Origin of the sequence: Enterocloster lavalensis, assembly GCF_046603895.1 — a bacterium.
Classification (GTDB): Bacteria; Bacillota; Clostridia; order Lachnospirales; family Lachnospiraceae; genus Enterocloster; species Enterocloster lavalensis.
Genome location: NZ_CP176637.1, coordinates 1,067,963 through 1,092,531 on the forward strand (window position 1 = coordinate 1,067,963; position 24,569 = coordinate 1,092,531).

At 57.2% G+C, this 24,569-nt stretch carries 20 protein-coding genes; 8 read left to right on the forward strand and 12 right to left on the reverse strand.

Features of this window, described 5'->3' with window-relative positions; all coding sequences use genetic code 11:
• Nucleotides 1-16 precede the first annotated feature (16 nt).
• Nucleotides 17-934 carry an AraC family transcriptional regulator gene (locus ACK2JC_RS04715; RefSeq protein ID WP_320936355.1) on the forward strand — a complete coding sequence of 306 codons (918 nt, stop codon included), beginning with the start codon at nt 17-19 and terminating at the stop codon, nt 932-934.
• Here the strand turns inward: ACK2JC_RS04715 and ACK2JC_RS04720 are convergent.
• The 3 genes from ACK2JC_RS04720 to ACK2JC_RS04730 are packed head-to-tail and all read right to left on the reverse strand — an operon-like array spanning nt 903 to nt 5,515.
• Nucleotides 903-1,853, reverse strand: a complete 951-nt coding sequence (locus ACK2JC_RS04720; RefSeq protein ID WP_368271015.1) for a helix-turn-helix domain-containing protein — start codon at nt 1,851-1,853, stop codon at nt 903-905. The genes ACK2JC_RS04715 and ACK2JC_RS04720 overlap by 32 nt on opposite strands.
• A 24-nt stretch (nt 1,854-1,877) precedes the next feature.
• On the reverse strand, nt 1,878-2,969 hold the full coding sequence (locus ACK2JC_RS04725; RefSeq protein ID WP_320936357.1) for a glycoside hydrolase family 105 protein: 1,092 nt from the start codon (nt 2,967-2,969) through the stop codon (nt 1,878-1,880).
• A gap of 32 nt (nt 2,970-3,001) precedes the next feature.
• Nucleotides 3,002-5,515 carry a hypothetical protein gene (locus ACK2JC_RS04730; protein ID WP_320936358.1) on the reverse strand — a complete coding sequence of 838 codons (2,514 nt, stop codon included), beginning with the start codon at nt 5,513-5,515 and terminating at the stop codon, nt 3,002-3,004.
• 267 nt (nt 5,516-5,782) lie between these two features.
• Between ACK2JC_RS04730 and ACK2JC_RS04735 the strand changes: the two genes are divergently transcribed.
• Genes ACK2JC_RS04735 through ACK2JC_RS04750 form a run of 4 tightly spaced genes read left to right on the forward strand, consistent with a single transcriptional unit; the run spans nt 5,783 to nt 10,362 of the window.
• The gene (locus ACK2JC_RS04735) at nt 5,783-7,723 is read left to right on the forward strand and encodes an NAD(P)/FAD-dependent oxidoreductase (protein WP_320936359.1); all 1,941 of its coding nucleotides are present in this window, start codon (nt 5,783-5,785) and stop codon (nt 7,721-7,723) included.
• A gap of 42 nt (nt 7,724-7,765) precedes the next feature.
• Nucleotides 7,766-8,233, forward strand: a complete 468-nt coding sequence (locus tag ACK2JC_RS04740; RefSeq protein ID WP_320936360.1) for a VOC family protein — start codon at nt 7,766-7,768, stop codon at nt 8,231-8,233.
• A 21-nt stretch (nt 8,234-8,254) separates the two neighbouring features.
• A complete protein-coding gene (locus ACK2JC_RS04745; RefSeq protein ID WP_320936361.1) occupies nt 8,255-9,298 on the forward strand; it encodes an alcohol dehydrogenase catalytic domain-containing protein in 1,044 nt (347 codons plus the stop codon).
• A gap of 29 nt (nt 9,299-9,327) precedes the next feature.
• Nucleotides 9,328-10,362 carry a zinc-dependent alcohol dehydrogenase gene (locus tag ACK2JC_RS04750; RefSeq protein WP_320936362.1) on the forward strand — a complete coding sequence of 345 codons (1,035 nt, stop codon included), beginning with the start codon at nt 9,328-9,330 and terminating at the stop codon, nt 10,360-10,362.
• Between the two features lie 42 nt (nt 10,363-10,404).
• On the opposite strand, the gene ACK2JC_RS04755 is transcribed toward ACK2JC_RS04750, so the two are convergent.
• The 3 genes from ACK2JC_RS04755 to ACK2JC_RS04765 all read right to left on the reverse strand — a co-directional run bounded on the left by ACK2JC_RS04755 (nt 10,405) and on the right by ACK2JC_RS04765 (nt 14,200).
• Entirely contained in the window at nt 10,405-11,610 is a 1,206-nt protein-coding gene (locus ACK2JC_RS04755) for a helix-turn-helix domain-containing protein (protein WP_320936363.1), read from the reverse strand.
• 257 nt (nt 11,611-11,867) lie between these two features.
• Nucleotides 11,868-13,241, reverse strand: a complete 1,374-nt coding sequence (locus tag ACK2JC_RS04760; protein WP_320936364.1) for a C69 family dipeptidase — start codon at nt 13,239-13,241, stop codon at nt 11,868-11,870.
• Nucleotides 13,242-13,270: 29 nt separating this feature from the next.
• Nucleotides 13,271-14,200 (reverse strand): LysR family transcriptional regulator, encoded by a 930-nt coding sequence (locus tag ACK2JC_RS04765; protein ID WP_092361772.1) that lies wholly within the window; start codon nt 14,198-14,200, stop codon nt 13,271-13,273.
• 264 nt (nt 14,201-14,464) lie between these two features.
• On the opposite strand from ACK2JC_RS04765, the gene ACK2JC_RS04770 reads away from it, so the two are divergent.
• From ACK2JC_RS04770 to glnA, 3 genes are all read left to right on the forward strand, one after another.
• Entirely contained in the window at nt 14,465-15,898 is a 1,434-nt protein-coding gene (locus ACK2JC_RS04770) for a sodium:solute symporter family protein (protein WP_320936365.1), read from the forward strand.
• 103 nt (nt 15,899-16,001) lie between these two features.
• On the forward strand, nt 16,002-17,087 hold the full coding sequence (locus tag ACK2JC_RS04775) for a hypothetical protein (protein ID WP_320936366.1): 1,086 nt from the start codon (nt 16,002-16,004) through the stop codon (nt 17,085-17,087).
• Nucleotides 17,088-17,270: 183 nt separating this feature from the next.
• Entirely contained in the window at nt 17,271-18,698 is a 1,428-nt protein-coding gene (glnA, locus tag ACK2JC_RS04780; RefSeq protein ID WP_368271016.1) for a type I glutamate--ammonia ligase, read from the forward strand.
• A gap of 172 nt (nt 18,699-18,870) precedes the next feature.
• Here glnA and ACK2JC_RS04785 read toward each other — a convergent pair whose 3' ends face one another.
• The 6 genes from ACK2JC_RS04785 to ACK2JC_RS04810 all read right to left on the reverse strand — a co-directional run bounded on the left by ACK2JC_RS04785 (nt 18,871) and on the right by ACK2JC_RS04810 (nt 24,569).
• Nucleotides 18,871-19,137, reverse strand: coding sequence for an HPr family phosphocarrier protein (locus ACK2JC_RS04785; RefSeq protein ID WP_007710252.1), 267 nt, complete (start codon nt 19,135-19,137; stop codon nt 18,871-18,873).
• Between the two features lie 98 nt (nt 19,138-19,235).
• Nucleotides 19,236-20,003, reverse strand: coding sequence for an epoxyqueuosine reductase QueH (locus tag ACK2JC_RS04790; RefSeq protein ID WP_320937774.1), 768 nt, complete (start codon nt 20,001-20,003; stop codon nt 19,236-19,238).
• A gap of 152 nt (nt 20,004-20,155) precedes the next feature.
• Nucleotides 20,156-21,301, reverse strand: coding sequence for an RNA polymerase sigma factor RpoD (rpoD, locus tag ACK2JC_RS04795; protein WP_007710248.1), 1,146 nt, complete (start codon nt 21,299-21,301; stop codon nt 20,156-20,158).
• 217 nt (nt 21,302-21,518) lie between these two features.
• Nucleotides 21,519-22,421 carry a diacylglycerol/lipid kinase family protein gene (locus ACK2JC_RS04800; RefSeq protein ID WP_092361782.1) on the reverse strand — a complete coding sequence of 301 codons (903 nt, stop codon included), beginning with the start codon at nt 22,419-22,421 and terminating at the stop codon, nt 21,519-21,521.
• Nucleotides 22,422-22,479: 58 nt separating this feature from the next.
• Nucleotides 22,480-23,589 (reverse strand): A/G-specific adenine glycosylase, encoded by a 1,110-nt coding sequence (gene mutY, locus ACK2JC_RS04805; RefSeq protein ID WP_320937775.1) that lies wholly within the window; start codon nt 23,587-23,589, stop codon nt 22,480-22,482.
• A complete protein-coding gene (locus ACK2JC_RS04810) occupies nt 23,589-24,569 on the reverse strand; it encodes a biotin--[acetyl-CoA-carboxylase] ligase (protein ID WP_118754928.1) in 981 nt (326 codons plus the stop codon). The genes mutY and ACK2JC_RS04810 overlap by 1 nt, the downstream gene beginning before the upstream one ends.

Here is a 24,569-nt window from a genome sequence, read left to right on the forward strand (position 1 = left end):
GATTATACGTGATCAGATGAGCGAATTAATCAACGGAATTCTCTATGAAAAGCGCCACGACATTATCATCAACAACATGTCCGACGGCATCTATTATTACTTTGACTACGACGAGCGTTCCTTCCAGGTGAACATGGATTTCCAGCATTTCCACAGCTTCTACGAGATCCACATCCTGCTGGCCAAGAGCGCCAGCCATCTGGTGGAGGGCATCCCCTACACCATACACGCCGGGGACATCGTCCTGCTGCGCCCCTCCCTGCTCCACAAGACCATCTACCCACAGGGAGCGCCCAGCCGCCGTCTGATCATCAACTTCCTCTATCCCCAGGAGTATCTGGACAGCCACCCGGCATTTTCCCGGATTCTGGAACCCTTCGGCCAGGATATCCCCATCTTCCGCTTTGACCAGGAAAAGACGGCGATCCTAAGCGATATGCTCAACCAGGTGTTTCTCCTGTCCACCCGGTCCATGCCCGCGGACATCTTAAACACCATGGTCCACGCGGAGTTCACCCGGTTCCTCTACCGGCTCTGGGAGCTGAGGAGCTTTAACGTCTATGTGCCGGAGAAATTCGAGAGCCCGCTTTCGGAGAAAATTTACCAGATCACAAGCTACATCCACAACCACTATTCCGAGGAGTTGTCCCTGGAGTCCCTGGCGGAGCAGTTCTATATCAGCACCTACTACCTGTCCCACCGGTTCCGGCAGGTGACGGGTTACACCCTGATCCACTACATCCAGATGACCCGCATCCGCAGCGCCCAGTACGCGTTAATCAACACCCGTGAAAAGATCACCGACATCTCCGCCGCCTGTGGATTTACCAGTTTTTCCCAGTTCAACCGGGTGTTCCGCAAATTCTGCGGGGTGTCCCCGTCGGACTTCCGGCGGGATCCGGTCACTTCCTCATTTCCGACGCATAGCGCTTAGGGGTGGTGCCGGTCAGGCGCTTGAAGGTGTTGATAAAATGGCTGTCGCTGTTGTAAGACAGGGAAATGGCCATGTCCGTCACGGAAAATCCCTTTTGCAACAGTTCCTTGGCCCGGTCGATCTTGGCCTGGGCGATAAACTGCCCCAGGGTAAACCCCGTCTCCCGCCGGAAATAGTGGCTCAGGTAATGGCTGCTGATGTAAAACTGCCGTGCGATGTCCTCCAGGTCCAGGCGCTCGTCGATATGTTCGCGCACGTAGGATTTGATCTGCTCTACGCGCTCCCGGTCCGGGAGCGCGGTGCCTTGCTTCCGGGTGATGGTGCCGGGCTCCCGGCTCATGCTGCCGCTGGGCTCCCGCCCGTCCTTCCCCCATCCGGCTCTCCCGCAGTTCTCCCAGCCGTCTCCTCCTCCCGCTTCCAGGGAACGCGAAAATTCATCCAATTTCACCAGCAATTCCAATATGCAGAGCTTTAAGAGCACCTGCCCGGCCTCATCCTCCCGCCTGCGGCTGTACCCCTCGATGCGCTCCATCTGCCGGATCACCTGCTCCAGGGTGCCGCCGGACAGATGCAGTCTCACGCCGCCCTCCTCCCGGTCCTCAAAAAGCCGCGAAAACCGATAACCCAGAGCCGGTTCCAGGCCCAAAATCCAGTCCGGATCAAACATCAGCACATACCGGCTGTAAGCCGCTCCCTCCGCGCCCTCGGTCTTGTGGTATTCCCGGTTGTTGATCAAAAACAAATCCCCCGGTCTGGTCTGATACATCCGGCTGCCGATTCGGATGGAAGCGCCCCCGCTCATAAACAGCAATAGCTCATACTCCTTGTGGATATGAAGCCCCTTCATTTTCCAACTTCTGGTACTGCCGCTGTAGTAGTAAAAGGAGTGGAATTCCTCATAAAATCCTTCCTGTCTCATCTCCCGCCGCCTTTCCTCCATTCCTCACAGAAGCCGTGTCTCCTGCAACAGCAGGATCGTCATCGCCTGACCATAGGTGATCGGGCAGCAGACAATCTCATTGTAAAAGTCCGAGTTCCAGCCGATGGGCGTGCCGTAGGAAACACCCTCCACCGTGCCGTCCTCCGAAATCTTCCCCAACACTCCGGGAATTCCCCGCCGGATCACCGGCTCAAACTCCTCCCGGTCCAGGTATCCCAGACGGACCCCCTTCATAATCCCGGCAAGGAACGCGGCGCTGGCCGACGTTTCCAGATAAGTGTGCGGGTTGTTGATCACGGTATGCCACAGCCCGGTCTCTGAATCCTGATACCCCTTCAGCGCCCGGGCCTGGCAGCCAAACACGCTGAGGAAATAGCGCCGCAGCGGGTCTCCTGTGCCCATCTGCTCCAGATATTCCATGATCCCCATGGTATACCACCCGTTCCCGCGCCCCCACAGTACCTTGCCGTAATTGTGGTTCCCCCGGAAATTCCAGCCGTGGCAGAACAGACCCGTCTCCCGGCTCAGCAGAAAACGGATGTGGTTTAAAATCTGATAATCCGCCTCCCGGACGAGCTCCTCCCGCCCCAGGATTTTCCCGGCCCGGGCCAGGAAAAACACCGCCATAAACAGGGTGTCGATCAGAATCTCACCGTCGTTTGGATCGCCGGTGATCATGTGCTGGAAGCAGCCCTCCCCGGCGCGCAGCAGACCCGTTTCATCCATCATCCACTGAACCCATTCCTCCATAAACCGCCGGTACGTCTCCTTCCCCGTGATCTCGTACAGGTAGGTGAGCGTCAGCATGGGGGCCGTGGTATTCACATTCCGCTCCATTCCCCCCTCCGCGATCTTCCGGTCAAACCATGCGGTCAGAAACTCCAAAACCCGCGGATCCTTCTCCATCTGATAATTCCGGTACATCCCGTACAGGCCCACGCCCTGAGGCCACTCCCAGCAGTCCATGTCGATCAGGCTCACCGGAAATTTTTCCTCCATCCCGGTGTTCTTCATATCCATCATCCGGGCATTCACCCGCTTTTCAGTCTCCCGGATCCATTCCCTATCCCAGGCATTCTCCATCATGTAGTTCATATCCTACCAGCCTTTCCTGTTTATCTCTCCCTCTATTCCCAAATGCGCCGCACTGTCCCGGCATTACCCGCCGGGTAATCGTACGGGCTGCTCCCGTTCACCGTAAACCCGTCCCTCGTCAGAACCATCCGCCCCAAACGTTGATCTATCACTTCGGCCTTCACTCCCGGCTCCCAATGAATCTCCATTCCGTCCAGGCTCTCATAAAAAGCTTCCAGCGAGGGATATTCCCGGCAATTTCCAATCTTGACGATCCATAGATTGTCCCGCCCCGGGCTCTTAAACTCCCGGTACCGGCACGGCCCGCTCTCCTCCATTCTCAGTCCGTTGACCGCCCGGACGCCCACATAGCCGCCCTCCTTGCAGGCCGCCACCGTGTACTCCCCGCCGATATAGGAAGAAAATTCCATCAGCGGCGCGTAAGCATGGGTAAAATCCACCGGGTGCTCCGGGTCCAGACGGTACATCATAATCCCCAGGTTCCGGTACTGGGCCGCCAGAGGCAGCGTGCCGTTCCCCGCCCAGTAATTGGGCCTGCCATTGCCGTAGGGCTGCACCTCCCCGGGATGGCTCACATACATCTGCGCCGTCATATCCAGGGTGGCCTGCATGATATGCTCCTGATATCCCGGCGTGAACGGCCGGAAATTCACCGCAGTGGAAAGCTGGGCGTACCGGTCCTTGTACAGGTACAGATTCACATGCCCCTTATAGCCCTGGGTTTTCCGGTACTCCAGCGCCTCCCCCTCCGCCGTCTCCAGAAACGCCTCATTCTCCGCCTTCGGCCGGTAATCCCCCAGCGCAAAGGAAATGTAGGCCAGGGCCGCCCGGTTCAGATTTCCTCTATTGTATGCAATGTACAATAACGCCGTGGTGCCCGCCGCGTAATTTCCCTTATTCTCCTTCTCGTAGCTTCTCCCGAAGGTGGTCATCACCGCCCCCCGGTGGGCCAGCAGCGCCAGATCCCGGAAAATTACATCCAACGCCTTTTCGGACGCCTGATGCCAACGGCTTCCCTTCTCCGCCAGGTTGTGGAGGCCGCATAATCCCAGCACATCCACCGGTATGTAAGCGTTGCTGTTCCACTCCGTGATATACTCCCCGAAAAACGTGCCGAACCATTCCTCCAGCAGCTCTTCCGCCCGCTCCCGCTGGCAGCGCCCGGTGCGCCCGCTGCATGTAAATACCTCATTCGGGTACAGCATCCCGGCGTAATACTGGCAGATATGGAACAACAGCGCGTGGTTCTCGCTGAAAAACCACATCACGTCGTTGCCCAGCTCGTCGATCCAGTAGCGGAAATTCAGGATCACCCGGCGGACCTCCTCCCGCACTTCCGTTTCCAGCAGTTCTCCGAACCGCTTCACGATCTGCAGCACCACAATCAGATGAAAATCGCTGCAATCCTTGCGCGCATCAATCCCCGCCAGTTCCTCCAGGATAATACCCCCGGCCCGCTTCCGGTCCCCGCCGGTGGCCAGGATCGCCGCAGCCTTGTATACATTATCCACCTCTGTATCCGCCAGGTATTGCAGGGCCCGCCGCTTTCTCCCCTCCAGGGTATCCGGCCCGCTCAAAAGCAGCTTCCGGTTAAAAATCTGCGTAGCGATTTTCCGCCTCACCCACACCTGTCCGGACCGGCAGCCGATGGTAAAATAGTAAAATCCGGGCAGCTCCCGCTCCGCGTCAAAAAGCCTCAGACTTTTAGACCCGGCGGCCAGGTGGTATTTTGAACGGCGCACCAGCGTCTCGCTGCGCGCAATCTTATCCGCCACCGGCTTGTACACGGCCTCCATGTCCACCTCGCGCCCCAGGGGATTTTCCAGGGACAGCTCCACCGGCCCGTCCAGATAAACCTCCCGGTCAAAGGCCATGTCCTTTAACATTCCCTCCAGCCGGTCCACCTCGTCCACATCCACCTCGTCCTCCGCCGGGATGCAGATTTTGAGCTTTTGATCCCCCAGATACCGGAGCCGGAAATAATAATCCGTGTCCCGCTCCGCCAGATCCTCCAGGCAGACCACGATTTTGTTCATCCCCCTGCAAAGCGCCGCGCTCACCCGCCTGCGCTTCACCATGTTGCGGGTAAACGGAATAAAATCCTCCACCAGCTGTCCGTTGATCCACAGGGTAACACCCCCGCAGGTCTGTAGCTCAAACTCCGCCCGCTCCTCCTCCTGCGCGAAAAGCCCTGCATAGCAGTAGGTGCGCAGATAGGTCGGATTGAAATAGAACTCCGAGAAATCCACCCCCTGGTTGCCGAAGGGAACATACAGCTCCACCTGTCTGTGGCAGCCGAACACCTCCACCTCTGCCCCCAGCCCGCACTCGCTCAAATCCACGTACTCCGGCAGCACGCCCGTCCGCTGCCCGATCATCTCCCGTCGGCAGGGATTCTCATAGACCGAAAAACCCTTCTCCAACCATTCGTTCACCGTGCCGGACAGAGTCGCTTTTGCGTACTCCCCCGGCTTGCAGAAGGTGCCCGCAGTCAGAAAGCGGTTGATATACCCTTCTGCTTCCAGATTATATATAAAATGCTTCATTTGTGATTCCTCCCGTCTCCCCGCCATAGTCCGGCGGTATTTCTTATCATATCACATCACGCTCTGACCCATTTACATTTTTTTACGAGAAAATTGCAAAATCTTGCCCTGTGCCACCCTTCTTGTGCAAACCCCAAAATATCCGCTCATAATTCCGTCGGAACGAACATGGCCTGCCATCACCCTTTCCCGTTAAAATAAAATCATCACAATCCGTAACCCCGGCGGCCAAACCGCCTCAGAGAAAAAGAAAGGAAGGAAATCACTATGTACAAATACCCTCACATGTTTTCCGGCTTCCAGATCAATGGGATGCACTTAAAAAACCGCATCGTCATGGCGCCCATGGGCACCTTCTCGGAGAACCGGAACGGTTCCCCCAACGCCAAACAGATTGAATATTACCGCGCCAGAGCCAGGGGCGGCGTGGGCATGGTGCTGCTGGAAGGCCAGTACACCACCAACAAAACCGACCCCTGGATCGATTACGTGACCATCGCCGGTACCGACGAGCAGATGCAGGGCTGGGCCCTTCTGGCGGAGGCCTGCCACGCGGAGGGCGCTAAAATTTGTCTGCAGCTGAGCTGCGGCCTGGGCCGGAACGCCTTCCCCTTCAGCGACGACCAGATGGTGTCCGCCTCCGAGGTTCCCTCCTTCTACATGCCTGATAAGCTCTGCCGCGCCCTGACCATAGACGAGGTCCACGACATTGTGGAACACTACCGCATCGCCGCCCGCAACGCCGTGAGGGCCGAGGCCGATGCGGTGGAAATTCACGCCCACGCCGGCTACATGATCGACCAGTTCATCACCCCCGCCTGGAACAAGCGTACCGACCAGTACGGCGGAAGCTTTGAAAACCGCATGCGCCTGCTCACTGAGATTTACCATGCCATCCGCGGCGAGGTCGGCCCCGGCTATCCCGTGCTGATCCGTCTGGCCGCGGCCCACGACTTCCCGGAGGGCCGGACCATCGAGGAAACCATTGAGATCGTACAGTATCTGGAAAAGCTTGGAATCGACGCCTTTGACATCGACATGGGCTGCTATGAGCGCAAACAGTGGATCGTTCCCTCCATCTACGCTGGCGACGCCTGTATGGTGGACTACGCGGCCAAAATCAAGGAGGCAGTCCACGTGCCCGTGCTCTCCGCAGGCACCTTCACCCCGGAAACAGCGGAACAGGCCCTGGCGGACGGAAAATGCGACATCGTCATGTTCGGCAGACAGTTGATCGCAGACCCCGACATGCCCAACAAGCTTCTGGAGGACAAGGAGGAGGACGTCCGTCCCTGTCTGTACTGCAACCAAATCTGCGTGGGACGTCTCTACGAGAACCGGGTGATCTCCTGCGCCATCAACGCCCAGGCGGTATTCGAGGCGGATTATCCCATTGTCAAAACCACAGCCCCCAAGAAGGTGGCCGTGGTGGGCGGAGGCCCCGGCGGCATGGAGGCGGCCAGAGTTGCGGCCCTTCAGGGACATCAGGTGACTCTCTACGAAAAATCCGGCGCCCTGGGCGGGCAGATCAACGCGGCGGAGAAGCCGGTATTCAAACGCCGCCTGAAAAAATTCAACCAGTGGCAGCAGCTCCAGCTGGAAAAAGCAGGGGTCAAGGTCTGCCTGAACCATGAGATAAACGCCGATTCACCGGAACTGGCCGAAGCGGAGCGCATCATCGTGGCCCTGGGAGCCGTCCCCGCCGTGCCGCCTATCCCCGGCATCGATGGTCCTGGCGTGGTAAATGTGATCGACGCCCATCTGGATCCCTCCCTTGTCAAGGGTCAGAGCATCGTGGTCTGCGGCGGCGGAGCCTCAGGCTGCGACTGTGCCCTGGAGCTGGCCATGGAGGGCCGCAGCGTGACCATCATCGAGATGATGGATGAACTGGCTCCGGGCATGATCATCGACAACCGCAATCCGCTGATATTCCGTCTGGAGGACTACCACGTGAAGGGACTGACAGGCACGAAGATCAGCCGCATCGAGGGCGGCGCAGTGTACGCCTCCGGCAGGGACGGGGCGGAAATCAGGATCGACGCGGACACCGTAATCACCGCCTTCGGCATGAAACCGTTAAACGCTCCCGCCAATGAGATACGCGACCGCTACACCCCCATCACCACTGTGATCGGCGACTGCGGCAAGGTTGCCCAGATCGGAGAGGCAGTCCGTGAAGGCTTCTTCGCCGCCTGGTCCATCCATTAACAATCCTGACCTCAACACAGAGATTTGAAAGGAGAGAAACATATGATCGATGCCTGCAATGGTTTGAGAATGCATCACAGCGCCCTATGCGTGTCGGACTGGGAGCAGTCGAAAAAGTTCTACTGCGACGGCCTGGGCTTTGAGTACATGCTGGAATTCCCGGGATTTTTCCCGGAACAGAAGATCGCCATGCTGCGGCTGCCAAACGGCGGCGTCATTGAAATGTTTTCCCACGGAAAGCCCGGTCTGCCAAGCGCCGACGACAGGACCTTCACCGCGGGAAGCTATTTCCAATACTGCTTCCAGGTCCCCTCTGCGGAGGATGTGGACCGCCTTTACGACTATGTTATCCATGAGCTTGGCGGCACAAGCCACGTTCCCCCCGCGGACTATGATATGAAACACGACGGAACCGTCATGGCCCACGCCTGCTTTGTCTGCGGCCCGGACGGGGAGATTCTGGAATTTATCAAGCTCCCCGACGAGTACCTGACTGTGCCACGCAAATAAGCGGAAAAAGGAGGGCTGCAAATGAGAGGACTTATCTTGATAGAACAGGGCAGGGTGGCACTGGGCGAGCGCCCCACCCCCAGGCCCGGGCCCTATGAGGCCCTGATCCGGGTCACCGCGGCGGCGGCCTGCAACACGGATCTTGAGATCGTGGAACACTTCATCATGCCCCCGGTACAGGGCCGTTTCATCGGCCATGAGTGCGTGGGCGTCATCGAGGAGGTGGGCTCGGAGGTCACCTATTTTAAGCCCGGCGACCGGGTGTGCGTCCCCGCCCTGACGCCGGAATGGCGTTCCATCGAGGCCCAGCAGGGATGGGCCACCTTCTCCAACGGCGGCATGTCCTTTGACTGGGGACTCATGCGGGACGGCACCTTTGCCGAGTACGTGTGCTGCCGCGACGTGGATATGAACTGCGGAAAAATCCCCGACGAGGTCACGGACCTTCAGGCCGTCATGGTCTCCGACATGATCTCCACCGCCTGGAACGGCCTGGACAACACCCATTTCCGGCTGGGTGACAATATTGCTGTGTTCGGAATCGGCCCGGTGGGGCTCTGCGCCATCGCCGGAGTCAGGCGCAAGGGCGCTGGGCGGATTTTCGCCATCGGGACCAATCCCAAGGGCATCGAGCTGGCGCTGGAGTTCGGCGCCACGGACATTATCAGCTACAAGGGTGGGGACGTGGTGGCCCAGATCCGTGAGAAGAACGGCGGCCCTGTAGACGTGTCGGTCCTTGCGGGCGGAAACGGCTCCACCGTGGCCCAGGCCTACCGGCTCACCAGGCCGGGCGGCCAGATTTGCAGCGTCAATGCATTCTACGACGACGTGGTCATTTCCCCGGGAGACTGGAACAGCGGAATGGAGACCAAGCAGATGACAGGCTACCAGAACACCGGCGGCAGGTGGATGTTCGAACGGTATCTGAACATGCTGAAATACGACAAATCCTTCGATCCATCCAAAATCATCACCCACATCAACCACGGCCTGGAGGGGCTGGAAGAGACCCTCTGGAACAAAAAAAAGAGGGAATGCCTCAAATCCGTCACCATACTGGACTGAGACTTCCCCAATAAACGAGGTAAGCGATTATGAAAGCTGGAATCTATAACGGCATCAAACAGATTGAAGTTCAGGAACTGCCCAGTCCCACGGCAGGCGACAGCGACGCCGTCATCCGCGTGGTAAAAGCAGGCATCTGCGGCACAGACGTTCACGCCTATCTGGCCGGCGGGGACGACGTGGGCATTCACGCCGGCAGCCAGTTCGGCCATGAGCTGGTAGGTATTATCTGTGAAATCGGAAAAAATGTCACCGGCCTGCATGCCGGCGACCGGGTCACCCTCTGCCCCACCACCCGACGGAGCGAGAGCTGCGGCTTAAACTCCACGGAAATCGCCGATATGACCGGCGCGTTTTCCGAGTATGTGTACGTGGAAAATGCACAGGCAGGTTACAACGTGTTTGTCCTCCCCGACAGTCTTTCCTTTGAGACCGGGGTTCTGACGGAGCCGTTAAGCGTAGCCTCCCACGGGGTAGCCATCGCGGACCTGAAGGGTCATGAAAATGCGGTAGTGTATGGCGCGGGAACCATCGGGCTCTGCGCCGTGGCCGCCCTGCAGAATAAGGGAATCCGCGACATCATCGTCTCAGACATCAGCGATTCCCGGCTGGAGGTGGCGCGGCGCATGGGCGCTGTGGTATTTAACTCCAAAGACGGCGGTCTCATCGACTTCATTAAAGCTCAGTGGGGCGTCCACACCGGCAATTCCAGCGAGGAGTGCATAAACGCGGACGTGGTCATCGACTGCGCCGGACTGCCCTTTATCATCAACGAATTTATCGATCACGCCAAGACTCTGTCCTCCTTAATCATCATCGCGGTCCACGGGAAAAACGTGGAGATCAGCCCCTACTGGGTCCTGGCCAAGGAGCTGACCCTAAAAGGCTCCCGGGGTTATACGCCGGAGGACATTCTTACCGCGATCCGCACCCTGGACGCTCCCTCCTGCAAGCTGGGAGAGATCATCACCCAGGTCTACCCACACAGCCAGCTGTGCCAGGCTTTTGAACAGGCATGCGACGCCGAAAGCTCCATCAAGGTTGTCATCGATTACGAAAAATAACCAAGGTCTTACCCAACAGGCCCGCCCTCCCGGCGGGCCCTTTTAGCGCTCCAGATAGTAAAAGCTGATCAAAAGATGAAGCGCCGTCATGGGATCCCGCAGGTTCACGCCGGTGATCTCGCCGATCTTCTCCAGGCGGTAGGCCAGGGTATTCCGGTGGATGTTAAGCGCCTCCGAGGTGCCGCTTTTGCTGTAGCAGGCGTGAATATAGGTCTTAAGCGTCACCAGATATTCCGTGTTGTATGCCTGGTCGTATGCCTCCAGCTGCCGGATCACCGGGTGCAGCAGGTTCTCCTCCGAAATATTCCGCGCCAAAGCTTCCATAGCGATATAGAGGGCGTTTTCCCGATAATGCAGGACTGTCCGCCCGGCCCTGAAACTCTCCGGCAGTCCCAGCAGGCTGTCCACCTGTTCCCTGTAAAGAGGCAGCTGCATAGGATCGGAGAACACATTACTGAACGCCGCCCTCAGCGCCTGGGCATCCTTCAGCCGGACGGTCATCCTGCGGATCGCCTCCTCTTTTTGCGGAATCTGCCGTCCGTCCGTGAGCACGTAGAAGCAGCCCTGCTGTCGAATTTGCAGGGAGCCGGGGAAAAAGTCCATCATCCGTCTTGCGATATAGTCCGAAAACAGCTTGTTCTGCATATCTCCAATCAGAAAACCGATCAGCACGTACTCCGGGCCGGCTTTAAGTCCCGCCAGCTCCGCCATGCTTTGAAACTGTTCCATAGAATTGATATTGTTCAGAAAGAGGGACCGCATCATCACCTCCTTCAAGTCCACCAGCTTTTTCAGCCTGGAGTCCTGGCTGTCCATGGCGATGCCTGCCGCCCGGGCGATGATCCTCACCGCCTCCAGATGCCAGTCCTCCCTGGGATGATCGCCGATCAAAAATGCAAGACTGCCCAGCACCTTGTCCTCCTTTTCCACCAGTGCCGCGTATTTGGGGTGTTCCTTGCAGTATCCCCAGTCGATGTACAAGGCTCCCTGAGCCTCCCGGATGGCGTTCCAGTGTCCGTCATACTGGTAAGCGATGATGGCCTCCACCAAAATCGGCTCCCCCATTCTACTGCTGTCCCACTGCCGGTCCCCGGTCTCCTCCTCCGGGTACATGGCCGTCACCACATAGGAGGTATCCGCGATCATCACCGGCATGTCCATAATCCGGTACGCCGCCTCCGCCACCCGATCCAGACCTCCTTGCTGCAGGGCCGCGAACATTTCCTGGTAAATATGGCAGAAATCCATTTTTTGTCCCCCCTCTCCCGCATAATGTTTCAATCCAATTATATATTGTCGGCAGACGCAGGCTGTCGATAAGAGATATGTTTCCTTAATTATAGCAAAACCCGGACGATGCCACAATGTAAATGACGTTTTTCACCCGGGTTCTATGGAAGCTGCATCCGACGATCCTGAAAATACACTGTGGGGTTTGAGACGCGACACATCTAAGAAGCGGAGATTTGAGTCCTCTATCGGTCTCAAACCTCCGCCCGGATATCTCACACAAGCTCCATCCCCGTTCTCCTGCAATAATCCTCCAAAAACTCCCTCCGCGGCCCCAAAACGTCTCCATCCCGCTCCAGCTGCCCGCGTACGGCCTCAAAATGCCGCTGTGCAAACGCTTTTGCCTGCTCTGCGGCTGACTCCATCATCCGGTTTAAAACCGCAGCGGCCTGTCCGGCCTCCCCCTGTTCCAACAGGGCGGCCGCCTGAGCCTCCGCCTGCTTTGCCTCCCGGTCAAGCCGCTCCTCAAGCTCCGCTGCCTCCCGTTGGACCGCAGGTGCAAACCGCTCATAATCCGCGCTGACCGCCATAGCCAGCCGCTCGAACAGCCACCACAGGGAAGTCGCCTCAAATTGTTCTCCTCCCGCCTCCATGCAGGCCGGAAGCCATCCGGTCAGATAAACCGGCAGATACACGGAACAGCAGGGCAGAGACATCGCATGGCGCGCCACAGGCCCCAGAATGTCATGGTAAAACACCTGCATAGACGCGGTGGTCTGGCAGGCATCCCAGGTCATGGCGTGCATGCAGATGGTGGGAAACGTTCCGTACGCCGCCCCAAACCTGGGCTTTAGCAGGCTGTCCTCATAGTGGTCCCGCATCATCCTTCTGATCCCTGAAATACTCTGAGGCTCCCCGCCTTCCAGAAGCTGGTTCAAACGTCTCCACCGGGTGACGGAATTGGTCTGCCTGGGCGCGGGAAGCGTGTAGGCCTTGGCAAAATTGAAGGGTTCCCCCGGGGACAGCCATCCATTCTCCCGGGCGTGCCGCTCCAGGTCGCCGCTGCACAAGTCGAATTCCCGCTCAATGGAATAACAGTTGCTGATCGCCCCGTAGGTGTGAATCTGCCGCGCGATCCACCTGCGCCCCGCGGTCTCCAGCACCCAGATTTCATCGGGGTCCATCACCATGTACGAGTTTTCATACCGCCGCTCAAACAAACGGCTGGCATTTCCCCGCTGCCCGTACTGCTCCAGCAGGCCGGTGATGACCTCTACCGCCTCCCTGGCGGTAGCGCCTCGTTCCAGTCCCAGGCGCAGCAGGTCCATTCCCAATAACCCGGGTTGCATTTCACCGCTCTCATCCCTGCTTCCCTGAGCCTCGTTTCCAATCGCCACGCCACGCTCATTCACCCCCATCTCAAATCCCCAGATCCAGTACGGGCGCGATCCCAGAACGCCGTAGGTATGGGCGGCCTGAGGGATGGAGATATAGGTGCACTCCACCATCTCGCCGTCCCCGTGATCCCGCGGCGGAAACCAGATGAGGGGCTGCGCCTCCCCCAGAGGGCGGTCGCTGTTTTTTGCCATAGTATTGCTGCCCTGCGCGCAAAACCGCGCTGTTACGGCAAGGGTGTCGCATGATAGCATCGTGTGTTCCTCCTCGTATTATAAATAAATTAATCCGGCATGTGAAAGGACTGCCTCAATATCTCGATAAAGGATTGTTCCGGCGGCATAAGCACATACCCTTCCCGTTGAATCCAATATGTTTTGATGGTCAGGTTGGTATCGTTCAGTGGAATATATTGGATATTCTGCGTGACCCCCAGATTGTAATGGCTCCAATCGCAGCCCAGATAATAACCGTCCGTTCCCCCAATCACCTGCAATAACGTCCCCCGATCCTGTACGATGATCCGCTTCTCCACCACATTCTGATTATACTGGAATATATCCGAACAATAGTTGATCTTTGTGATATCCTCATCTGAGTAGGTAACGTGTGGATATGCCTCCAGCGCCTTGCTCCCTATGCTGACCTGTCCGGCCAGAGGGTGGCCGCAGCGCACCTGCGCACAAACAGGGCTCTCGTCCAGCAGATGGCTCTCCAGCCCCAGATTCCGGCACATTTGCAAAAAGTCTGCCTCCCGGTCGTTGGTGGTGTGCAGAATGCCCAGATGACAGACCCGGTTCGCCACCAGGCGCAGGATATTCTCCGTGGGTTCCTCCTGGAGAACCAGATTCAGCAGCCTGGCTTCTCCGCAGTTCTGATGGTAAAAATTTACAAATGCATTCACCACCACGGAACAGCGCTGTGTGGCAATCAAAAGCGTTATCTCGGCGGTTTTCTGACAGCTGAAATATTGGCTGTCCAGCTCCTCCATATCCGCCAGCACCTTCTTAACCTTAGCCAGGAACAGCGCCCCGTCGTTTGTCGGAATTACGCCCTTGTTCGTACGCCTGAAAATCGTGATGCCGGTCTGCGCCTCCACCTCCTTTAAAATACGGCTCAAAGTCGACTGGGATACATACAGAGATTGGGCTGCCCGGTTGATGGAGCCGATCTGTTCGATCTGCACCAAATAGCGTAGATTCTGAATATCCATCTGTTTTACCCTCCGTTACTTAAACAATACCTGTTTTGAAACATCATTGCAACTGAAATCTGCACGCGGTGTTATGAGGATTCTGCATGACCGCTATGGGAAAATCGCACTTCTCGTATTCAGTAGTATTTGCTATAATTTTATTGTGACAATTTATTTTTTTATTCATTTTGCCGGGCCGGTATAAAGGAAATGTTAATTGGGGTAATGTTTACAATGTGACACTGCGGGATTTTTCCAAAAGAAAAGGAATGGGGGAAACTTATGACAACAACGATTAAAATAGGCGTCATACTGGTCTATGTAGGGCTGATAACTGCAATCGCGCTGTACTGTGGCCGCGGCAACAAAACATTCAAGGATTTTGCCATCGGGGGCGCAAAAATCCCATGGTTCATCATGGCGGGTACGCTCTTCTCCACCTTCTGCGGCGGCGCCACAATGGTTGCTTATGTAGGCAACTTCTACTCTCAGGGAATGATCTGGATCTGGATTCCCATCCAGGTGTCCCTGGTGGGTCTGATCTATCTGGTCATATGCCGCCGGATTTTTAATATGAGGCAGATTTCCACCGCTGATATTATGGCAAGGCGCTACGGCGAAAAAACGCGGCTGCTCTCATCCGTTGTGGTCATGATCGCAGAGGTAGGCATGGCCGCGGCGATGATGAACACCTTTGCCGCAATGGTCACCACCTATGTAGGCCTCTCCAAAGGTATGGCCCTGGCGCTGGCCGTAGTGCTGTTTATCGCCACCGCTGCTCTGGGAGGTTATAAGGGGGTGGCCACCACGGATGCGCTCCAGGGCGTGATTATTTTCTTTGGGCTTTTGATGGGCGTAGTCGTCTTTACCGGAAAGGCGGGCGGCTTCCACGCCATCACACAGGCGGCCGGACCTGAAAAGATGAGTATTTTCAGCACTGCCAACGGCTGCTCCTTTATCACCATATTCGGCACCTTCGTCTCCAGCTTCGGCATGCACATGGCCCTTCAAAGCGGGTACGTGAGCCGTATTAACTCCGTAGGGACCCTGAAGGAGGCGCGTAAAGGCCTTACCGCCTATGTCATTTTCATCACCCTGGCCTTTGCGGTTTTTGTGCCGATCATCGGTATGAGCGCCAATGTGCTGTTGGAAAATGAGACCATCGGCGACTCCGTAATCGGTACCATGCTGAACCTTTACATGAGTCCTGCCATATCCTGTATTTATGTGGCCGCCATTGTCTCCGCCGTACTCACCACAGCCAATTCCTCCCTGCTGTCCGCTTCCATCTGTATCACCCATGACATTTACGGGCGCATCATCCGCAAGGATGCAACGGACCGGCAGCAGCTGGCAGTGTCAAAGGCTGCGATTATAGTGCTCACGCTGATCGCCCTGGTGATCACCCAATATTTCACCACCATCATTTCCATGATGTTTGTGACCTACACCATCAACGCCCTGATCGCAATTTCCCTGTTTGCAGGGCTTTATTCCAAAAAGGGCGGTTCCACCGCGGCCAACCTGTCCCTGGGGCTTGGAATTGCCAGCGTGTTAATCTGGCTGCTTTTGGGTACTCCTTTTGAAATCCATGTGGCAATCATCGGACTGCCCGTGGCGGGCATCGGTTATCTGATCGGAATCCTTGTGGGGAAAAAGCCCACCGAAGCCCAGATGGCCGTTGTGGACGAATCCGCCCGGCATTTGGCTGAGTGATAAAACACAATCCAATCCCTGTTGTAACCTGCGGCAGCTGCCCTGTTCGGATAGCTGCCGCTTTTCAATCACCTTTATTCGCGAAATGGAAAGGAAAACGCTTATGAAACCTTTGAACCCGCTGCGCCTGGGAATGACGTTCGCCGGCTGCTTTCTCGGCGCCGGATATGTCTCCGGCCAGGAACTCCTGCAATTTTTTGGCGTCTTTGGCGCCCGGGGATGGGTGGGCCTGATGGTTGCACTGCTGTTGATCTGCGCCGCCGGCTTAAGCCTTCTAAAGCTGGCCTTTACACACGCCGGACAGACGCCCGAACAGCTCATACTTGGGCGGAAAGCTCCTGCACTTCGGGGACTGCTGACCGCACTGCAGCTGTTGTTTCTGTTCAGCGTCACCTCCGTCATGACCGCCGGAGCGGGGGCCCTGATGGAACAGCTGGTGGGGCTCAAACCCTGGCTGGGCGCCCTGGGATTTACGGTGCTTCTGTTCTTCGCGGCTATTCATGGGCTGGAAAATGTAATTTCCATCTTTTCCCTGTCCGTTCCCCTTCTCACCGTCACTTCCGCCGCCTGTTCCCTGTTTGCACATTTTGTTCTGGCGCCGGATGCGGCAATGGACGCCGCTGTTAACCCCCTCATCGGCGGCTGGCTCACAGGAAGCGTAACCTTCGCCAGCTACAATCTGTTCAGCGCCATCGGGATATTGACCTTGTTGGGAAGGCGGACTGCCGAGAAGCCCATTCTCTTTAAAGGGACTCTCTTAGGCATTCTCCTCCTCTTTCTGATCGCAGCCAGCGTACTCTGTTCACTTAACGCTTACCCGCAGATCCGCGCAGCGCAGCTGCCGATGCTGGCCCTGGCCGGGGCCATTCACCCATATCTCGCTTACCTGTACGGAGCTCTGCTCCTGGCATCCATGTTCGGCACCGCTCTCTCCTGTACAACGGCCCTGACCGAACAACTTCGCTGGTATTTTCCCTCTCTGGGCGGACGCCGGAAAATGCTGTCGGCGCTTCTACTGACCGCTGCTTTTACAGGCAGTCTGGCCGGATTTTCAAGCCTGGTCGGCACCGCATATCCGCTGTTCGGATATTGCAGTAGTATCGTTCTCGTCTGCCTGTTGTGGCGCTTAGCCGGCCCCCCGTTGCGCGCCCTTCTCAAGAGGCTGTTTGCGGCGCGGCGCTATTCATAGTCCGCGGCAGCATTGTTTCCAATTAAATATTTCCATTTGGAAAATATAAACGGCCATAATCTCCCCAAACTATGGTATAATCAAGGAAACGCATCCCTTGTCATCAACCTTCCGGTTGGTGACAAAGTATAATCAGGGAAAGCGAACGCGTTTCGTAAACACACCAATTTTGGAGGGGAAAACATGTCTAAGAGTACAGAAGTATTACAGATCTGCCAGGAGCAGGGAATCAAAATGATTGATTTCAAGATGACGGATTTAAACGGCCGGTGGCGGCACATCACAATCCCGGTGGAGCGCTTTAACGAGGATATTTTCACCCAGGGCATCGGCTTTGACGGCTCCAACTACGGGTACGCCCCGGTGGAGAAGAGCGATATGGTCTTTATCCCGGACCCGGAGACCGCGGTGGTAGACCCGTTTACAGAGATTCCCACCCTGACCATGTGCGGGGACGTCTGCGTCATCGGGAAGGAGAACCGCCCCTTTGACCAGTATCCCAGAAACGTGAGCCTGCGGGCCATCCAGTACATGAAGGACCAGGGGATCGCGGACCAGATGCTCATCGGGCCGGAGTTTGAGTTCCATTTATTCGACAACGTCAGCTACATGGTAGAGCCCCAGCGCATGGCCTTCACCGTGGACACCAGGCAGGCGTCCTGGAACAGCGGCCGGGAGACCGCGGACAACAAGGGCTTCCAGGTACCCGGAGGCGGCGGATACCACATCGCAGCGCCTCAGGACGTGGCCTACACCCTGCGCAGCAAGATGTGCATGCTGCTCCAGGACTGGGGTGTGGACGTCAAATACCACCACCACGAGGTGGGCGGCTCCGGTCAGATGGAGATCGAGGTGGAGCTGGGCGATATGGTGGACATGGCGGACAAGACCATGATCATCAAGTATGTGATCCACAACGCCGCCGTCCAGGACGGAAGAACCGCCACTTTCATGCCCAAACCCATCTACAAGGAGGCGGGCAACGGCATGCACGTGCACATGCTGCTGTTAAAGGACGGGGAGCCCGTTTTCTTCGACGAGAACGGCTATTCCGGCCTGAGCAAAACAGCCCACTATTTTATCGGCGGACTGTTAAAGCACGTCCCGTCCCTGTGCGCCTTCACCAACCCGTCCACCAACTCCTTCAAACGCCTGGTGCCGGGGTTTGAAGCGCCGGTGACCATCGGTTACGCCACCTCCAACCGCAGCGCCGTGATCCGCATCCCGGCTTACGCCAAAACGCCGAAGGCCAAGCGGTTCGAGCTGAGGAACCCGGACGCCACGGCCAATCCCTACTATGCCTACGCCGCCATTCTCATGGCCGGACTGGATGGAATCAAAAACCAGATCGATCCGGAAGCCCACGGCTGGGGTCCCTTTGACTGCAACCTCTACGATCTGCCCGAGGAGGAGAAGGCGAAGATCCAGTCCCTTCCCAAGACATTGGACGAGGCATTGGACGCCCTGGAGGCGGACCACGACTATCTGACCGCAGGCGGCGTGTTCCCGAAGCGCCTCATTGAAATCTGGCTGAGGAAGAAACGCCAGGAGAGCCGGGAGCTGTCCCAGATCCCCCATCCGGCGGAGTTCCAGCGGTATTTTGACTTATAATTTGGAAATACACCGGGCGCGGTCTTTTGCAGACTGCGCCCGGTGTATTCTGCCAGATCCCAAAAAATCCGGCAAAAAGGGGTACCGCTCCGTTCAGGAACGCGGTACCCCTTCTCAAAATTCTTATTTACCTGTATGGGAGTCCTGGGACTCCAATCATGCAGAGACGGACTTACAGCTCGCCCAGTCCGCTCTCAATCGCCTCGGACAGAGTCTTTAACGCCTCTTCCTCGTCCTCGCCGTCGCAGATCAGGTTGATCTCGGTGCCGGACTTGATCCCGGCAGCCATCACGTTTAATACGCTCTTTGCAACGATCTTTTTATCCCCACACTCAATGATTACGTCGCATTTGAACTTCATGGCAGCCTGAGAGAGAACGCCGGCGGGTCTTAAATGTAATCCGGAGGGATTCACAACGGTTAATGTTTTACTGATCATATCAATTCTCCTTATTAATATATTTTATACTCGTTTGGGAGCCTTAGAAAGGCATGTCTCCTACCAAGATTTTATTACAATCACCCATTGATGTCAAGTTAATCGGCCACTTCGCGGTCAACTTTTTCACAAGCTTTTTCACAGGCGTCCGCCGCCCCGCCTTCTGTTATGGCGTCCCCGTCCTTTCCTCTCCTGGCTTCCTGGGAAAATACGCAGCCGCAGTAGTCCTGCCGGTAAAGGCCGTACCGGGCCGACAGCTCAGTGGAGCGCTTGTAGCCGTTCTTTTTCTTAAAATCGGACATTAGATAGGGCACGCCGTACTCTCCGGCCAGCCGCTCCCCGATCTCGTTGAGCTTCCCTGCATTTTTCAGGGGGCTGATGGACAGCGTGGTGGTGAAATAGTCGAACTTCCCCTCTGCCGCCGCCCGGGCGGCTCGGCGCAAGCGCAGCTCATAGCAGATAAAGCAGCGCTCTCCCCCTTCCCGGTCTCCCTCATGCCCCCTCACCGCCCGGTAAAACTCCTCCGGTTCATACTCCCCGCCCTGAAATTCCACCGGAATTCCCAGGGCCCCGGCGCACTCCATCTCCCGGATCAGCCGCTCCTGCTCTCCGATCCTCTCCTGATACTCCTGCGGCGGGTAGATGTTGGGATTAAAATAAAACAGCGTGATGGTAAAATACCGGGAAAGGTACTCCAGCACGTAGCTGCTGCAGGGCGCGCAGCAGCTGTGCAGCAGCAGTCTGGGCTTTTTGCCTTCCCGCTCCAGACCCTCGATCACCTTGTCCAGCTCCCGCTGGTAATTGCGCTTCTGCGCCGTCCGGCCCGCGTCTGCGCCCCGGCCGTTTTTTGTCGTCTCTCGCTCCATTCGCTCTCCTCCCCGCCGCTTTGTAACGGCGGCCTCTGTTTTCCCTGGCTGCGGCGTCATTTTCCGGCGCCTGCTGCATTTTTGAAACGCGAAAAACGGGGCCGCCCAACCGGCGGTCCCGCACAACGTTCCATTCACTCTATACCCGAAGCTTACAGGAAATCCCGGATCCGCTTGCTGCGCACCGGATTGCGCAGTTTGCGCAGGGCCTTGGCCTCGATCTGGCGGATGCGCTCCCTGGTGACGTTGAACTCCTTGCCAACTTCCTCCAGCGTGCGGGGATGTCCGTCCTCCAGGCCGAAGCGCAGCACGATCACCTGGCGCTCCCGCTCCTTCAAATCTCCCAGCAGCGCATCGATGTGCTCGCGCAGCATCACGGACTCCACGTTGCCCTCGGGAGTCACCACATTGTTGTCCGCCACAAAATCGCCCAGGTTGGAGTCGTCCTCCTCGCCGATGGGAGTCTCTAAGGAAGCAGGCTCTCTGGCGATCTGCATGATCTCCATCACCTTGTCCTCGGTCATGTCCAAAGCCTCCGCCAGCTCGGTCACGGAGGGCTCATAGCCCAGCTCCAGTGTCAGCTTGCGCTGCATCTTGGACATCTTGTTAATCGTCTCCACCATATGCACCGGCACCCGGATGGTGCGGGCCTGGTCTGCCAGTGCCCGTGTCACGGACTGACGAATCCACCAGGTAGCATATGTACTTAGCTTATAACCCTTTGTATAGTCGAATTTTTCAACGCCTTTAATCAGTCCCAGATTTCCCTCCTGAACCAGATCCAGGAAGCTCATTCCCCTGCCGGTATAGCGCTTGGCAATGCTGACCACCAAACGCAGATTGGCCTCAATCAACCGCTCTTTTGCAGCTTCGTCGCCCTCTGCCTTGCGCTGGGCCAGCTGTAATTCTTCATCTGCCGTAAGAAGCGGTACCGTGCCGATCTCCTTCAGGTACATACGGACGGGATCTTCGGTTCCGATACCCTCGAGCAGGTCCACCGCATCCAGGTCGATCTCCTCTTCCTCCGTATCCTTCATAAAGCTGTCATCATCAAGGTCCAGATCCAAATCCAGATCGTCCAGGAGCGCGGATTCCTCTGAGAGCATCTTCTCGTCCAGTTCGGGAACTACGTCGATATTACGGTTCTCCAGATAACTGTAAATGTGGTCCATCTGCTCCGGCGACAGGCTGTCTCCGGCAAAGAAGTCGTTGATCTCCCCGGCATCGAGCGTATTGTGTTTGCCCTTTGCAAGTTCAACCAGCTTTTCCAGCTTTTTTAAAAAATCGTCCTTTTCCACTGATAAACGTCCTTTCGCTTGAAAGTAAGTAGGTTGCCTACGCAGAAGCTCCTGTGGAGAAACTTCTACAACTTATCATTATATACGATCAATCGATACTTTTCAACATATTTACGGAAAAACTTATTAAAATCGACGCAATCGTCCAGGCGGCTGGAAAATCAGCGCGAAAAACAGCCTCCAAGTCCGATTTTTCCTCAAAAACAGCCGTTGGGATTCACATCAGCTCGTCGGTTCTGCGCAGAATCCGGATCTTTTTCTGCAGATTCACGATCTCCACCTCAGTCCTGCTGCCGCCGAACTCGCCGTCCAGCACCCAGTCCACCGGCGCATCCGACACCATGCGGATCGCCCGGGTCTTAAACTTGTAGACGTACTCGTTGGGCTCTTCCTTCAGAAACATGTAGTTGATAATGTTGGTCAGGTCCACCGGCGTCCTGGGCATGCGGATCAAAAGCACCTCGAACTCGCCGTCGTTTAAGGCCACGGACTGGTTCACCAGACCCTTGAAGCCGCCCACGCTGATGGTGTTGGTGACCATGCCGAACACAAAATCCTCCTCCAGCACCTGGTCGTCCCACTCCACCCGCATATGTCTGGGCTTTAAGCCCGCCAGGCTCTTTACGCCCTCCAGCACATAGGCGTTGTGGCCCAGCCAGTTTTTCTTGTCCTGGGGCGTCAGATAGGAAACCTCCGTGAAGGCTCCGAAACCGGCGATGTAGACGAAATACTGGTCTTTGCAGAAGCGCCCGATGTCGATGGGGTAGGGACTGCCCTCCACAATGTCGGCGGCTGCCTCCTGCATGGACTTTGGAAGCCCCAGGCTGGCGGCAAAATCGTTGGTGGACCCGGCCGGAATATACCCAAGTAACGGGAGGCGCTCCAGATTCATCATACCGGTCACCGCCTCGTTCAAGGTACCGTCCCCTCCGCTCACCACCAGCACGTCCATCCGGCCCGCGTAATCCTTCACCCACTCCACACAATCTTTCTGGCTCTGGGTCACGTGGACATGGATATCGAAACCCGCTTTGGTGAAAATGTCCAGGATTCCCATGAGCTGGCCCCGGATCTGTTCCTTACCGGAACGCGGATTGAAGATAAACATCAGTTTTTTCATTCCACATTCCCTCCTTTCCAAAGTATGTCCCCTTTTTCTTCCATTATCCAACAAAATCCTAAATCAATTTGGTGTACGCCTTAAATGCGCCCGGCAGCGGGTATTCCCCTTTCACCGCGCTTCGCTCTACAAAGAAAAACGCTCCCTCCCGGTTCATTTCCCCGCTCTCCCTAAGCGATACGGCGTAACCGGCCATATGCCACTCCACATGGGAAAAAATGTGCTTGGCCGGGGGAAGGGGTTCCACCGCCTCCACCAGGTCCGTGGATAACCCGAAGGCCCCGGGAACCTGGTCCGGTTCCAGATGTCCCGGCACGTTGGGCAGCTCGTAGAGGGAAGCCAAAAGTCCCGTGTCCGGGCGCTTATGGATGGCTACCTCCTTCCCCCGCCGGATCAGGCAGACGGTCAGTTCCTCCACCTTCCGCTTCTTCAGAGCGCCGCGCACCGGAATCTCCTTCCACAGCCCCTGCCTGCGGGTCAGGCAGATGGATTCCATGGGGCACTCTGCGCAGCGCGGTTCCCCGCCCGGCACGCAGACGATGGCTCCCACCTCGATCAGACCCTGGTTGTACTGGCTGGTCCGCTCCCGGGGCATGATCTCCTTGAGCTCCCGCTCCATCCTGGCCTTGACCGCCGGCTGCCGGATATCCTCCCGGTCCGCCAGCACCCGGGAAATCACCCGCAGCACGTTTCCGTCCACCGCCGGAACCGGAAGCCCGAAGGCGATGGAAGCGATGGCCCCCGCCGTGTAGCTTCCGATCCCGGGAAGAGCCAAAAGCGCCTCGTAGGAACCGGGCAATTCGCCGCCGTGGCGCTCTGTGATCATAAGCGCCGCTTTCTTTAAATTCCTGGCCCGGGTGTAGTACCCAAGGCCCTCCCACAACTTCATCAGGCGGTCATCCTCCACCGCTGCCAAAGCCTGCACGGTGGGGAGGGCCGCCATAAAACGTTCAAAATAGGGTTTTACCGCCTCCACCCTGGTCTGCTGGAGCATAATCTCCGAAATCCAGACCCGGTAGGGCGTGGGATCGTCGCGCCAGGGAAGGGATCTGGCATGTCCCTCATACCAGGAAAGCAGCGGCCTGGCCATTGCCTTAAGCCGCTGCTGACGGTCCAATTCATCTTCTCGTTCCAAGACCTGTATCCGGTCATACAAATGTTTCGTCATCACACATACCCGTAAACGCCCCGAACGGAAACCTCGCCCGATATCACGGACTTTACTTCTCCTTCGGAACATTTTACCAGGAGAGCCCCCTGGCTGTCAATACCAAGGGCCTCCCCCTGGTACTCTCCGGCCGGATCCAGAACCCGGACCTGGCGGCCCGTGTTGGCGGACCAGAGGTTGTAGGTGTCCACCAGGCCCGATAAGTCGCCCGCCTTCTCGAACAGAGCGTAATACTTCTCGAAGGCGTTCATCACCGCCGCCACAAGGGGACTGCGCTTCACGCCGCGCCCCAGCTCCAGCTTCAGGGAGGTGGCGGTTTTTCCCAGCTCCCCGGGAAAGCCGTCCATATTCACATTGATCCCGATGCCCACGATCACGTAACGGATCCACTCCGCCTCCGTGCTCATTTCCGTCAGGATGCCCACGACCTTTTTCCCGCCACAGACAATGTCGTTGGGCCACTTGATCACCGCCTCCAGGCCGGTCAGGCTGCGGATTGCATCCGACACCGCCAGGGCGGTCACCAGCGTCAGCATGGACGCCCGATGAGGCTCAAACTCCGGGCGCAGGATCAGGGTCATCCAGATTCCCGTCCCGTCCGGCGCCTCCCAGTGGCGGCCCCGGCGGCCCTTTCCGGCTGTCTGGCTGTCCGCCACCACCAGGGTCCCGTGGGGCGCGCCCTGCTCGGCCAGCTGTCTGGCCCGGGTGTTGGTGGAGTCCGTGCGGTCGTAGTAGACCAGGTTGGAACCGGCCCAGGCGGAATCCAGGCTGCTCACCAGCTCGGCCCGGGTGATCACATCCGCCCCCTGTACCAGCCGGTATCCCTTATTGCGCACAGCCTGAATCTGGTAGCCTTCCTCCTTGAGCTGTCCGATGGTTTTCCACACCGCCGTCCGGGATACCCCAAGCTGTTCGCAGAGCTGCTGGCCGGAGAGATAACCCTCCGACTCCCGCAGCATTTTTAAAATTTCTGTTTTCAT

Excerpts from the sequence above, each read along its gene's own strand:
- ACK2JC_RS04715 (WP_320936355.1), top strand. The coding sequence starts at position 17 with ATGAGCGAATTAATCAACGGAATTCTCTATGAAAAGCGCCACGACATT.
- ACK2JC_RS04720 (WP_368271015.1), bottom strand. The coding sequence starts at position 1,853 with ATGAGACAGGAAGGATTTTATGAGGAATTCCACTCCTTTTACTACTAC.
- ACK2JC_RS04725 (WP_320936357.1), bottom strand. The coding sequence starts at position 2,969 with ATGAACTACATGATGGAGAATGCCTGGGATAGGGAATGGATCCGGGAG.
- ACK2JC_RS04730 (WP_320936358.1), bottom strand. The coding sequence starts at position 5,515 with ATGAAGCATTTTATATATAATCTGGAAGCAGAAGGGTATATCAACCGC.
- ACK2JC_RS04735 (WP_320936359.1), top strand. The coding sequence starts at position 5,783 with ATGTACAAATACCCTCACATGTTTTCCGGCTTCCAGATCAATGGGATG.
- ACK2JC_RS04740 (WP_320936360.1), top strand. The coding sequence starts at position 7,766 with ATGATCGATGCCTGCAATGGTTTGAGAATGCATCACAGCGCCCTATGC.
- ACK2JC_RS04745 (WP_320936361.1), top strand. The coding sequence starts at position 8,255 with ATGAGAGGACTTATCTTGATAGAACAGGGCAGGGTGGCACTGGGCGAG.
- ACK2JC_RS04750 (WP_320936362.1), top strand. The coding sequence starts at position 9,328 with ATGAAAGCTGGAATCTATAACGGCATCAAACAGATTGAAGTTCAGGAA.
- ACK2JC_RS04755 (WP_320936363.1), bottom strand. The coding sequence starts at position 11,610 with ATGGATTTCTGCCATATTTACCAGGAAATGTTCGCGGCCCTGCAGCAA.
- ACK2JC_RS04760 (WP_320936364.1), bottom strand. The coding sequence starts at position 13,241 with ATGCTATCATGCGACACCCTTGCCGTAACAGCGCGGTTTTGCGCGCAG.
- ACK2JC_RS04765 (WP_092361772.1), bottom strand. The coding sequence starts at position 14,200 with ATGGATATTCAGAATCTACGCTATTTGGTGCAGATCGAACAGATCGGC.
- ACK2JC_RS04770 (WP_320936365.1), top strand. The coding sequence starts at position 14,465 with ATGACAACAACGATTAAAATAGGCGTCATACTGGTCTATGTAGGGCTG.
- ACK2JC_RS04775 (WP_320936366.1), top strand. The coding sequence starts at position 16,002 with ATGAAACCTTTGAACCCGCTGCGCCTGGGAATGACGTTCGCCGGCTGC.
- glnA (WP_368271016.1), top strand. The coding sequence starts at position 17,271 with ATGTCTAAGAGTACAGAAGTATTACAGATCTGCCAGGAGCAGGGAATC.
- ACK2JC_RS04785 (WP_007710252.1), bottom strand. The coding sequence starts at position 19,137 with ATGATCAGTAAAACATTAACCGTTGTGAATCCCTCCGGATTACATTTA.
- ACK2JC_RS04790 (WP_320937774.1), bottom strand. The coding sequence starts at position 20,003 with ATGGAGCGAGAGACGACAAAAAACGGCCGGGGCGCAGACGCGGGCCGG.
- ACK2JC_RS04800 (WP_092361782.1), bottom strand. The coding sequence starts at position 22,421 with ATGAAAAAACTGATGTTTATCTTCAATCCGCGTTCCGGTAAGGAACAG.
- mutY (WP_320937775.1), bottom strand. The coding sequence starts at position 23,589 with ATGACGAAACATTTGTATGACCGGATACAGGTCTTGGAACGAGAAGAT.
- ACK2JC_RS04810 (WP_118754928.1), bottom strand. The coding sequence starts at position 24,569 with ATGAAAACAGAAATTTTAAAAATGCTGCGGGAGTCGGAGGGTTATCTC.